14 protein-coding genes and 1 pseudogene are annotated in these 12,318 nt (G+C 38.3%); 6 read left to right on the forward strand and 9 right to left on the reverse strand.

Features of this window, described 5'->3' with window-relative positions; translation table 11 throughout:
- Positions 1–131: 131 nt before the first annotated feature.
- From P4S65_RS16350 to P4S65_RS16395, 9 genes and pseudogenes are all read right to left on the reverse strand, one after another.
- Positions 132–2,061, reverse strand: a pseudogene (locus P4S65_RS16350) (DUF4347 domain-containing protein).
- A gap of 106 nt (positions 2,062–2,167) precedes the next feature.
- On the reverse strand, positions 2,168–2,944 hold the full coding sequence (locus P4S65_RS16360; protein WP_337120591.1) for a sulfotransferase family protein: 777 nt from the start codon (positions 2,942–2,944) through the stop codon (positions 2,168–2,170).
- A gap of 6 nt (positions 2,945–2,950) precedes the next feature.
- Positions 2,951–3,652 carry a phage tail protein gene (locus P4S65_RS16365; protein ID WP_096793459.1) on the reverse strand — a complete coding sequence of 234 codons (702 nt, stop codon included), beginning with the start codon at positions 3,650–3,652 and terminating at the stop codon, positions 2,951–2,953.
- 31 nt (positions 3,653–3,683) lie between these two features.
- The gene (locus P4S65_RS16370; RefSeq protein WP_096793460.1) at positions 3,684–4,610 is read right to left on the reverse strand and encodes a hypothetical protein; all 927 of its coding nucleotides are present in this window, start codon (positions 4,608–4,610) and stop codon (positions 3,684–3,686) included.
- Positions 4,597–5,847, reverse strand: coding sequence for a hypothetical protein (locus tag P4S65_RS16375; RefSeq protein WP_096793461.1), 1,251 nt, complete (start codon positions 5,845–5,847; stop codon positions 4,597–4,599). Before P4S65_RS16375 ends, P4S65_RS16370 begins: the two co-directional genes overlap by 14 nt.
- Before the next feature lie 135 nt (positions 5,848–5,982).
- Positions 5,983–6,189 carry a hypothetical protein gene (locus tag P4S65_RS16380; RefSeq protein ID WP_096793462.1) on the reverse strand — a complete coding sequence of 69 codons (207 nt, stop codon included), beginning with the start codon at positions 6,187–6,189 and terminating at the stop codon, positions 5,983–5,985.
- Between the two features lie 266 nt (positions 6,190–6,455).
- Positions 6,456–6,860 (reverse strand): phytanoyl-CoA dioxygenase family protein, encoded by a 405-nt coding sequence (locus tag P4S65_RS16385; RefSeq protein ID WP_337120592.1) that lies wholly within the window; start codon positions 6,858–6,860, stop codon positions 6,456–6,458.
- On the reverse strand, positions 6,842–7,243 hold the full coding sequence (locus tag P4S65_RS16390; protein WP_337120593.1) for a hypothetical protein: 402 nt from the start codon (positions 7,241–7,243) through the stop codon (positions 6,842–6,844). The genes P4S65_RS16385 and P4S65_RS16390 overlap by 19 nt, the downstream gene beginning before the upstream one ends.
- Entirely contained in the window at positions 7,198–7,512 is a 315-nt protein-coding gene (locus P4S65_RS16395; protein ID WP_337120594.1) for a hypothetical protein, read from the reverse strand. The genes P4S65_RS16390 and P4S65_RS16395 overlap by 46 nt, the downstream gene beginning before the upstream one ends.
- 150 nt (positions 7,513–7,662) lie before the next feature.
- Here P4S65_RS16395 and P4S65_RS16400 point away from each other — a divergent pair, with 150 nt between their 5' ends.
- The 6 genes from P4S65_RS16400 to P4S65_RS16425 all read left to right on the forward strand — a co-directional run bounded on the left by P4S65_RS16400 (position 7,663) and on the right by P4S65_RS16425 (position 12,277).
- Entirely contained in the window at positions 7,663–8,205 is a 543-nt protein-coding gene (locus tag P4S65_RS16400; protein WP_337120595.1) for a hypothetical protein, read from the forward strand.
- Positions 8,206–8,261: 56 nt separating this feature from the next.
- A complete protein-coding gene (locus P4S65_RS16405; protein ID WP_337120596.1) occupies positions 8,262–8,933 on the forward strand; it encodes a hypothetical protein in 672 nt (223 codons plus the stop codon).
- A 250-nt stretch (positions 8,934–9,183) separates the two neighbouring features.
- Complete coding sequence (locus tag P4S65_RS16410; RefSeq protein WP_337120597.1) at positions 9,184–9,465, forward strand: hypothetical protein; 282 nt, start codon at positions 9,184–9,186, stop codon at positions 9,463–9,465.
- A 27-nt stretch (positions 9,466–9,492) separates the two neighbouring features.
- Positions 9,493–10,290, forward strand: coding sequence for a hypothetical protein (locus P4S65_RS16415; RefSeq protein ID WP_007377721.1), 798 nt, complete (start codon positions 9,493–9,495; stop codon positions 10,288–10,290).
- A 326-nt stretch (positions 10,291–10,616) separates the two neighbouring features.
- On the forward strand, positions 10,617–11,003 hold the full coding sequence (locus P4S65_RS16420; protein ID WP_007377720.1) for an MmcQ/YjbR family DNA-binding protein: 387 nt from the start codon (positions 10,617–10,619) through the stop codon (positions 11,001–11,003).
- A 176-nt stretch (positions 11,004–11,179) separates the two neighbouring features.
- Positions 11,180–12,277: an ISAs1-like element ISPsesp1 family transposase gene (locus P4S65_RS16425; protein ID WP_337119939.1), complete on the forward strand. Its 1,098-nt coding sequence runs from the start codon at positions 11,180–11,182 to the stop codon at positions 12,275–12,277.
- Positions 12,278–12,318: the final 41 nt, after the last annotated feature.

Consider the following 12,318-nt stretch of genomic DNA (forward strand, 5'->3'; position numbering starts at 1 on the left):
TCCTCGGTACGAAAAGTTGGAAATATCGACTGAATCAGCTAAATTACTGCCTGTAACAGACTGGTCTCTGTCTACAAGCGTTAATGAAACTGGTGTATTTAAAACGTATGTTGCGATGGTGCTATTTGCCGTTAAATTTGCATCGCCCCCACTGCCTGCTGTAATCGTAAAAACAGGAGCCCCGCTCCCGAAATCGTTGTAAATTGCTCATGCTGCGCTTCACTTAACGTTAAAGTGACGCTGCTAGGCACTGATAATGTTTCAAAGCCTGTTAATGTAGTAAAAGCCGTTAAATCGGATCCAGTCGGAACGTGAATGGTATCTGTACCAGTACCACCATCAGCCACTGAACCTGTAATATGTGATGGATTGCTTATCGTTAATGTTTCGGAGTCACTACTAAACGTTATTGCCGGATTTAAATTTGTACCATCTAAGGTGCTAAAACCCGCTGCTGTAGAGCTAGCTGCTGTAAGATTAGCCACTGAAATTGTCGCGGTACGGCTAGTACTGTTTTCAGTGCCATCATTGATAACAACTGATACTGTCCGCGAAGTTGTGTTGGGCGACGAACTGGTATTGTTATACGTGATTGCTTTAAGGAAAGTGGTAACTTCAGCCGTTGTTGCAGTTGCACCTGTAATAGAAATTGTATCTTGTAAACTAATATCTGATGCACCACTAATTCCACTCAGTGCATTTTGCGCACTGGCAGATACATTAAGACCTTCTGAGGCGCCATCTTGATCATTTGTTAATGCAACGGTTATTGTTGTTATTGAGTCGCCATCACTATCACCGGCTTCAGCATCGGGTGCAATCACGGTAGCAGGGCTGCCTTCAGTAAACGCCGAAAAACTCCCTGTACCTGGAATCCCACCATTTAAATCAACAACAGGCGCTGAATTAACAGGAGTTGAAGACAAGTTAGTGATGGCAAGGTTGTCAATTTTTAACCAGCTAAGAGTAGAGTTATCAGAATAAGCTATTTTTAACCATTTTATTTCTGTAAATAACGCACCAGAAGCATTTATAGTCTCGCTGCTACCGCTCGGTAAAGTCCCGCTATCCGCTACGCCTCCTTTATCCGTTGTTAGTCGTATAACTCTATTAATACCACTTGAGTTATAAACATATAAACTAGATAAATCAAACGTTTCGTTATTTGTAAAATATATTTTACTGTATGTCTGAGTTGATGAGTCTGTAGATATATAAACATAGCCCGCTGAAAAATTATATAAATCTTGACCCCCACCAGCCCCAGACTTAACTTTTATGCTGTAGCTGGTACCCGGTATTATATAACTCTTATTATTAGCGTATCCCGTAGGTACATTATCAAAATTCAATGTACCATCAAACGCTAACACCTCAGAAAAGTCAATCAAGGCTCGCTCTGAAAATGGTCTATCAGCAAAATCGACATCCCCTTTAACTATTTCTAAATCCCAATCTCCGCCTTTATGACTATTACCGGTTAAATCGTTAGAAGCGGCTACATCAAGCTCCGTTGACTGACTAAAGAGTGTTAAAAATTGATCGCCTTGCAGACCCTTACCAATGTCACAGCCATAAAAAAACATCCCCACCAGGTTTTACAGCCCCCTTAAATACCGCCATAAATTGTGGGTTACTTTCAATAACCGCAGTATTTATTTGGCTGTTACCTAGTTGTAGCTCGCCACTGCGCCCATGAGAAAATATACTCACGCTCTCTAACTGTTGGTAACGACCAAGCAACTCTTCAAGTTGATTTATACCTGATTCATCAGCATTGAGTTCAACAATCTCTGTCTCTGCATTTAAATCGCTATAAAATAAGGCTTTATCAGGTACTCCCGCATCGATAATGACTAGATGGTTAACACTGCTTGCAGCAGTTAACACAAGATCATCAGCCTTTGCCTTAAATGAATTAATACTTGGCACTATAAGTGGGGTGAGTTTAAACTCTGATTGCACTGGCACTTGTACACTCTGTGCAATGCCTGCGGTTTGAGTGAGCCCTAAAACCGAACCGACAACAATAGAAATAGGCGATAAGGAGAATTTCAGCATGTATTCAATCCTTTAATATATTTATGGAGAACAACGTTTTTAATACCATTACTGGTAAATTAAGGTGTTTTTTGTGTTATTAAACTTGCGTTACTGCCTTGTGGTTCTAACCAAAAAGCCATATCGCTGTATTTTTTAAATAGTTCTGGGGGAGTACTGTTTTACGCCCAGTAAAAGCCACTTTATTTTTCACTGTATGTAAGCCATCTGCACCTAAGTTTTTATCAAATTCACTGGCGTTATATGTCACATTTTCAAAGTCATGCGCAAAGTTCGGTAAGCCTAAAAACTGATAAATTAGAGCCACACTCTTTTCAGGTTTACTTACGAGCAAATCGTAGTCGATCAGTAATAACTGATCCGAAAACTCACCATAAAAACCTTCTTTTAGCGCAGCCCAAGCACTACCAAAAGGCCCTTGATTAGACGCAATGTGCTCACAGCGGGTATACACGTTTTGTCGTGCTGCGGGGGAATAAATACGGCTAAATTCAAGACTGTTTTGCCTATAGACACGTTCAAAACTGTCCATTATCCAAGCTGGATTTCTGACTAAACAAATCACTTTAAAATCATTACCAAATAAGGAATTTAAGATATTAAGCTTTGCAGTCCACAGTCTATTGGTATCAAAAATAATGGGCTTTTCAACATCTTGGTAATACCCAGACCAAACCCCATGACATATATTCAAGCGCTGCGCTGAGCTTATGCTACTAGCAAACTCACTCCCAGCTCCCATTTGCTCAAGTAAACTAGTAACAAAACCAGCTACAGGGGTTGACATATCGGCATGAAAATCGGGGTTTTGCCGTAATATACCAGCCAATAATGTTGAACCAGTCCTCGGTAAACCAGCGATAAAATGATAATGACGCGACATAAATAGTTAACTCCGACTCGGATAAATCCCTTGCATGGCGATGATATAATGCATAGCAACAAATGGTGACTGAGAATAAAGCGGTTGGCCACCACCATGTAAATTAACGATACCTGTTAAACTATTCGCGGGCAGAGTTAGGGCAATGTTATCTTGTGCTGGAACATCAAATGTATCAACTGTCACATTACCAATACTGATCAATGAACTTGGTGCCGTAGATTGATATATTTTTTCTTGTTTATCAGGCCCACCACCAGCAACAACCGTAGCAAGTACTGCACCTGCTGTTGGTTCTCCACTATTAGCATCTTGTGTTGTTGCAATGTTTGCAGATCCCGTTACTCCACTTATCGTCTGCCCAGGAATACTGACAGAAACTGACTGTGCAAAACTTGGCAATGCAATCGTACTTTGCATCGGTGGCAAATTATTAGATGTAATATTACTAAGTTCACTTCCGCCACGCTGGCCCCACCTACGACTGGACAAGCCAGCCCCACTACCAACACCTATCGGTGTACGTCCTCTGATATCTGGTAACCCCATTGACGAACGGCCGTCACCACCATAAGTAGTACCAACAAGTGAAAAAAGGGCGGTATTTTGAGCAATATTCAATAGCTGTCCTGCACATATAGCCCAACCTCTAGGGGCAAAATTTCCTGCAAAAATCTCCACTTCGCCTAAAAATGGGTCTGCGCTCATAACGTATTTCCTTTTAAAATAATTTATATAATTACAATTGCATACCAGCTGTAATATTAGCTAAAGATGCAAAACGATAACCTGAAATACACCCAAACTGACATGAAACAATATCTAATGCCACTGAGCCTTGTTTAGTCTGCACAACTAACCCTTGTGACTTGTCAATACTTAAGACCGTACCAGCTGGCTCTGTGAATGAGGCTTGATCAACAAAGGATGCTTGTAGCACATTAAAATCACCAAATTTACCCGATAAAATAAAGCCACCATAAAGCGGGTTACCCGCTCTTGCCGCCGCGACTAAATCAACCGCGCTGTACTGTTCAAAAGACAATGTTAAATTATCATAGTTCAGGGCTGTCGCGACCTTGATTTGTTCAATGTCGGTATCTGATTGCCAATGCAAATTATCAAATTGTTCGAAGAAAATACTCAACACTTGTGGGATTGCAGATGCAACGCGAATAGCAAGGCTTTGATAAGTATCAAATGGGTGAATGGCTATACTCTGCTGTAACGAAAATTGTAGGGGGTGTTCGCAGCTTAAGCGATAAACAGTTAGTAACAAATTATCTTGATGCTCTCTAATTTGCCAGTAGAGTGGATCAGTACCTTGATAATCTGATAACTTTGCAGGGTAAATTCCATAAGCATTACCATGAAAAAAATCAATAATCGTTTGACTTTGAGTTCCCGCATTAAAACAGCTCAAGGCCATTGATACTTGCCAATCATCGAGTTGTGCAAGCAACGTATCATCATTATTCCATACTGAAAATTGTATATTTTGTGATGTGCAATGTGCTTGCAATTGACCAATTTCGCTTTGCATGTTATTTGTTTGCGTTGGCACTAATACTACAGCGCCTAACAACTGGCGCTGTATCAACATATCAATCGTAGGTATAGATAAACAACTTGAAGTAAATAACACTACCTTGCTAATTTGCTCCATAGTGTACCTCTTCGTCAGCTTTCGTCGGCAAAAAACCTGTTAAACCGGTAAGCTTATAATAAAAATCTATTTTATCTTTTTTTGTAAGTAATAAACCATCTACTGCGGGGGCCTTTGGTACAAAATCAATACATACCGAAAAAATAGGCAATGGATGCGTAATGCCTGACTGATATTGCTGTAACCAATGCCCATTATACGTCATTACTTCAGCGTAAAGGACAAGCGTTAGTTCGCTTACATCAGTGGCTGTTTGAGGAATAGAAACTGTGTTACAGCGTACAACTTGTTGTTCTCCAAGAGCAATTATGTCTAGCGTGAGCAAACTATGACGATCAAGAGTTAATATATTTCCCAGCTCAATTCTTTCATTCAACGTATCTTGATTTAATATCGGATTCGCAGCATCGCTTTGCGGTTGCAGCCACTGTTCAACATATTCTCGTTGGCAATTAACTAATGCAGCATTAACCATGATTTTACACGGTAACATTACTCCATGGTGGCTTAGTTGAGAGGCAAAGTTTCTGCATATACTCAAATGAGCTTCTTTAGAAAAACCATGCTGAAATGCCTCAGCAATAAAAATATCAAACGCTTTGTTACCTTTAAACAAAGCAGCATCAGCCTCGTAAATGCCATCGATATAGTCATTAAGTTGCAACTCATTAACTAACACCTTGAGAGATTTGATCGCTCCAGGTTGAATATCGACTAAAGAAATGCGTACTTTTTGTGGTGAAATAATTTTTTGCTGATCCATATACAGCAAAATAGGTAATAATAACGGGGCGAATGGCCCACAAGCTGGGTAGACAATATTTATTTGCGAATCCCGTTGTTGTAAATCATTAATAAGCTCAAAAATCCCTTTGTAGAAACGGGTGTTGCGATGTACATCTTTTATTGTTGTTGTGCAGTTTAAAACCGACATCACTAGGCCATGTTGATTAATATACTGTTTTGTCATTTCAACTTCATGCAATTGAGCTTGCCTAAGGACTTTCATTGCTTCTTCGTAAGCGTCAACAAAAAGTTTTTCAATTAACACAGCATCGTCTCTTTCAGTCAGTGCTTGATCTGCGATTGCTAAAAAAGACTGCTGTAGAGTCAACGCTGTAGCTGGTTGCTGTTTAAGCAAACTAATTTGATCGCGCAGTGCCTGATTAAGTAACCCAGTTACAACTGGCTCTTCACTAATACATGCGGCTGACTTAGACAATTGATGGTGTAGCACCACACACTCCTTATAATTTATAATATATATTTCTTAGCGTACAATGATGTAGCAATTAAACTGTGAAGCCATCCATTTTATCAATATTATTGATTGCACAACTTGATCATGTATGGCCTTAAAAGCTTTAACTAATTAAAGGTGTTCAACTTGAGCGTTGCTCAAAGCCAAAGCCATCGCATCAATAAAACTATTTTGCAAAAGTAGGTGTTGTTGCCTGATTGTTAATTTCGCTTTTAAAAGAAATTCAAACCGAGTACGAATCGAGTGCTTTAATAGCTTATTAATTTTGGGTAGTGCGTACTCTAAACATGCTATAAGCTGTGGACTATGTTTTTTCATACTTAAACACTCTTTTGAGCTTTTATTGCAATATAAAATTCTATCGCAAATTAATATTATGTTCAGATAACATAATAACCCAGAAAGTATAGAGTGCAACTTTTCTAGTTCTATTATTTTTAATAATCACTGACTTGCATAAAACACTAAAAACCAATCAACTTATTGTTAACAAACTATCTATAAGTGTGGCACAAGTTAAAGATAAAAAATATTACACTTTATTACACGGCATTGTTTATTACTCATAGCGAGTCTTTAGCTACTTACTTTAATGGAGCCATATTTATATATTGCACAATACGAGGTCTACTTCCCTTATTTGGACAACTACCGTGCGGTAATGTATGTCGCCAAACAATTAAGCTACCTGCTTTTGCCGCTAATGGAGTGCTGTTGCATTTATCGAAATTAAAAGAGTGTGGATTAGTATTTTTAGGTAAGTTAGCTAGCCAGTTATCTATTTTTTTATGAAAGCCAGGTACACAACTAAACGCACCTTGCTCAGCGGCAACGTCAGTAAGGTACAACAACCCTTGCGTTGCAAAGGTGAGTGCTTTATTAAAGTCTATATCCCAGTGAAGATTTGGCCCAGGAAACTGCCAACTTTCTGTCTGCGGTGGATTAAAACTAAGTCTGTCAGTGCTTACTATTAAGTTTTTTCTCCCCAAAGTTGCTCAAAAACATCTCGAACTTGAGGAAGAGAACGTATAACTTGCATGGTTATATCATTAAATATTTGTACCATAACCCCCTGTTTAAGCGCATGACAGCTATACCATGAAGCGGGGTTGTTTTTATCCATTTTCAAACGTTCATAAAGCATATTACAAACGTCTTCACATAATTTTTTTGACACCAACGCTGGAATAATAACATAACCATTATCATCCCAGCTTTGCCAATGCACTGGCGTTAAAATATAGTGACGAGGCGTCTCTACTAATACTGTTTCATTTTTTATGTCTGTTTTCTCAAAAAATGAAACAATGTTTTTATTAAGCTGATTTATTTTTGCGTTTGAAATAGCTCTACCATGCGTTTTTTTACCCAACTTTCAAATTCGAAAAAACTATCACTCGCAAAAATAGACTCTATAGTCGGTGTGAGCCCTAAGCCTAAAGTGTCCATAATCATGACATCAAGCGACCATTCATCTTCTATTATTTTTTTATCCGCACAGCCTTGTTTTTGTAACTGTACTTTGTGCCACATTCGCTTTAATTGAAATAGACCTAAGCGCCCAGTTTCTTTATAACAAGGAAGTGTATTCTGCGTTATTGTGTGCGGAGGTGGTACTTTTACTATCAACTCATTTTGCATAATAACTCCTTTTTCTTGCCTGATTTTAGACTTGAATCTGCCACGCGTAAAACTCCTTAAATTGATTTATTAACACAAGCTAAACTTTATTAGAATAGAGTGCTATATTATTGCAAGCAACAATTGTTGTAGATAAATACAGGGAGCGATATGACTATTGAGTTACTGAACAGATACCGTAATGCGGTTACACATTTGCTAAATGAGCCAGCTGATGCGGGGTTGATGAAGCCTTTTATCAACGATTTAAAAAATTACTTAGGGAATATTACGTCTATTTCAACTGACTTAGATATGAATGACTGGAATGATGAAAATACATCCCAAGGCGTTGCAATTTCTCCTGTACAAGCAGCTAAATGCACTGAAGAGACTCTTCGCACACAAATATTTATGCAAGGTATTAAGCTCGCCATTGAAGAACGTTTAAAGGCAAAGACTGATGATATTCATATTCTTTATGCTGGTACGGGGCCTTATGGCACGTTACTTATTCCTTACTTAAGTCTTGCCACAAACTCACGTATAAAAGTCACACTCATTGACATTCACCCAGAAAACATCAGTGCAATTAAAAAGCTAGTAAAGCACTTTTCAATCACCCAAAACATTGTTGCAATTACGTGTGATGACGCAACTTGTTGGCAAGCGCCCCCTCTCAGCAATTTGACATCATTATTTCAGAAACTATGACAGCGCTATTAAAGCGAGAACCTCAAGTGTTCATTTTCTCTCATTTATGCCAATACTTGCATAATTCTGGCACCTTAATCCCACAAAATATTTCTTTAAAGGCATGGCTAACACCTTTTAAATCTTTAATGTCTATAGAAGGGAGTATTACCACTAACATACTCCTAAAAGAGTTTTATTGCTTAAACATCGACGAAGCAAGGCGTTTAAATGCAGGGGATACATCCACCTTTAAAGGCAGTATGCTGATCCCAAATGGCGTTGATACTAATTACAGACTCAAGCTAACAACCGACATTCAAGTATACAAACACCATAAACTAACGGAAAATCAATGTAGTTTAAATATACCGCTTACTTTTTTACCTCATGATGCGCAGCTTCGTGGTGGTGAAGCTATTCATTATGAATACATAACACCTAACAATGCAGACTTTATATTTACATTCCCAATAAAAAACACGATTAAAACGATGAATGAATTGGCAAGATTTACAGATCTCAATAACTTGGGATTGCCTGCTGTAAAGCGTATGTTTGAGCATGCACAAGCAGCTAAATCCGGTCACCCTTTTAGTATTGCCGACGATGAATGGGCATTATGGACAGAGCTACTAGATTCATTAACGCTGCCATACCATGAAACAACTGCAGCACTTTATCAAAGCCAAAGTATTGAAGAATTTGAACATTGGCTAGTCACTAACAGTAATCTCAAATCATTATGACTATTAGCACTGAACACAATACCGATAAGCAGTTAACTGAGGTTGAAAATATTTTAGCCTTTCTTACTGATATAGGTATAAACCACCGGTATGAAACGTTACACGAAAAGACTTTTTACCCGGCCTTAAAATAGAACAAGGCACTTTATTACTTGATTTAGAAAAACTGTTATACCCAGGTGATATTCTTCATGAAGCAGGTCATATTGCAGTTACTTCAGAAGCGACAAGAACTTGTTTAACAGGGGATATGAAAAACCATGATCATCAAGCGGCCGAAGAAATGACTGCAATAGCTTGGTCGTGGGCAGCAGCTTGCTATTTAAATATCGCCCCGGATATTTTATTTCATGAACAGGGTTATAAAGGGGCATCTGATAACTTAATCGAGGCCTTTACCAACAGCACTGGTTTTGGTTACCCTCTTTTATATTCATGGTTTATGTGTGAACAGCCCAATCACCCAAACGGTTATCCAAACATGTTAAGGTGGCTAAGAAATGACGCTTATACACAAGCTCAGCTAAAATAGTCGCAGTAGATTTTATAAGGAATATGAGTGCTTAATAACAGCCTTACGCCAAAGCAGCTAACTATGTTGTGCAACGATTTAGCACAACTTAGATTAATTGCCGATTTAACACTTGCGCCTAAAATGCCTTATTTTGCCAATAAACCCTACCCAATAGGGCGTTGTAGAGAAATTCGCGATGAAGTGTTTTCATTATTGCAAACACAACTACCACAAACAGATAAACCGGGTCTGTGCTTATTAAAAAAGCGTATTAACCAAGGTACCGATTTAAAAAAAGCATGGGGGTCATTACGAGATGAATACTTTCAAAACGCACTCATATTCGGGCCATGGTATATCGATGTTGCCAATGACACCGTTAATGCAAATAAGCCAAGAGTCGAAATTTTACCTTTGGCAACATCCAAATTTACAACAATTGAAAGTTTTACTCAGTTTATAAAAATAGCCCGTCCATACTGGCAAGTCGAAATATACAAAAATGATGTGTGCCCAGCTCTAGCACCTTATATGCCATTGCTTTGCGTAGGTAATAATGGATCTAGTTGGTTGGCGGCTGCTAACGATGACATGCTGAATGTTGCAATTAATAGTAATTTTGAAGAATCGAAACTCATTTTAAATTCTTTACCAAGCGCCCCCGATTCAATTACAAAGCGTTGGAAAGAAGTTCTATTACAATTCACTCATGAATATTACTTAACAGCCAAAGGGGATCCCACAGAGTTTTGCCTTCTTTATAGTAAAAATACAACTAAACCAGATCTCGCTCAACGTGATGCCGCTGTCATTGCCTATTCGTCTTTACCAAAGTCAGTTTAGCCTATTAACTGGTTTACTTTAGGTAAGCAAGCCTTGTTGGTAACAAGGTAAAAATTCATTATTTAGTTGCTCTTTGTCAGAAGTTTTTAACGCCGTTAACGCCAGATTTAATACCACACATTGATTAAGTATTATTGCGGGTTGGTATAATATCTCATAGGCTGATTTTTGTATTTAGAAGGTTTATCTCTGTATCAATATAAATAACTTCCAATACTTCAGTGTATTAATGCTAAAAAAAATGAAGACAATCGATATTTCGTATCACAAAACTAATAAAATAATGCTATGGTATGTGTACCGAGTATGACTTCAAGGAATGGATCATGGACCAAATAAGAGTGCATGAGTATTTAATTAAAAAGCCACTTGTTCAAGTTACAAAACCGTTTGCTCAAGAGGTTGATGTTTATAAAGTGAATCATAAAATGTTTGCTACTCTTGCCGTTGGCAATGATGGTGAAACAAATGACGATGGAGAAATTATTTGGTGGCTTAATTTAAAGTGCGATCCCGATGAAGCACTTTCGTTACGCGACATTTTCCCTGCAGTGATCCCAGGCTATCATATGAATAAACGGTTATGGAATACTGTTATTTTAGATGGTTCGATTCCACAAGGCGAAATAGAACGAATGATCGATAATTCATTTAATTTAGTCGTGGAAAACATGCCAGAAAAAGATCGCAAAACAATAGAGCAGCATTTGTAAACGTCTACTTCTATTAGGGGCTAGCTTTCTAGCCCAATAAACCCACCTAACGTTGTTAACCTTTCAAGATTAGAATCTTCCAGTCTTGGGCTGTTTAATAGCAGGGCGGGATCACACTTTGTAAATAAACAAATTTTATGATCTAATACCATAAATTTCATCACCTTAAACTTATTATGTCACTCTTCTCACATTTAGAACTCGTCAAAGATAATCGTTCACATATAAATCAGCACCATAACTTAGTTGATGTGCTTTTTCTTATTATTACTGCCGTTACATCAGGGTGTGAAAACTGGCAAGATATTGAAATATATGGCGAAAGTAAGCTTAATTGGTTAAGAGGATTTCGTTCTTTCAAAAATGGCATACCCACTCGACATAGTATTGCTCGGATTTTTAGAACCGTTGATACTGACTCATTACTACTCGCGATGTATAGCTGGGTCAATCAAAACCGCGTTAAGTCAGCGCATCCTGTCATTGCCTTCGATGGCAAAACTATTCGCGGAGCAAGTAAACACATTGCTGATAAATTACATCTCGTCTCAGCATTTGATTGTGAAGCAGGTCTCACATTATTCCACCAAACAGTTGGCAGTAAGACGAATGAAATACCGGCAGTTCGGGATTTATTGAAAATACTCGATATCAATAACACCGTCATTACACTTGATGCTTTGCACTGCCAAAAAGAAACGCTAAAACAGCTAATTAGCAGACATGCAGATTATCTAGTGCAAGCAAAGGGTAATCAAAAGAAACTTTATAGCGCGATTCAAGATGCATTTACACACCAGTATGAATCTGAAAACTCAGAGATACTTAGTCATGTAACACAAGATGAAGGGCATGGGCGAAAAGAAGTACACACGATAGATTGTCTTGATGCGCGTTTATTACCGAGTGAAATTAAAGAGAGCTGGCCATCAGTTAGGACAATCGTTGCGGTGCAACGAGAGCGAACGAAGGGTAATAGAACGAGTATTGACACACATTACTACCTAACATCGTTGACAGACAATATATTGATAAATAAAGCAATAAGACAACATTGGCTGATAGAAAATCAGCAACACTGGATACTAGATGTCGTATTTAAAGAAGATGCCTGTCAAATACATGAGCCATTAAGTGCGCAACATATGGCACTATTTAGACGCGTCGTTAGGAACATGATAAAGCAGCATACGAAAAGCAAGGGGTCAATAAGAAGTAAGTGTGTAAGAGCTTGTTATGATGATGCTTTTAGAGAAGAACTTCTTTTTGGTTAACAATTTTAACAAAGTATGCTCGCGCCCTGTGTTTAATAGCC

The sequence above is a fragment of the Pseudoalteromonas sp. B131b genome, from assembly GCF_037162545.1.
GTDB lineage: Bacteria > Pseudomonadota > Gammaproteobacteria > Enterobacterales > Alteromonadaceae > Pseudoalteromonas > Pseudoalteromonas fuliginea.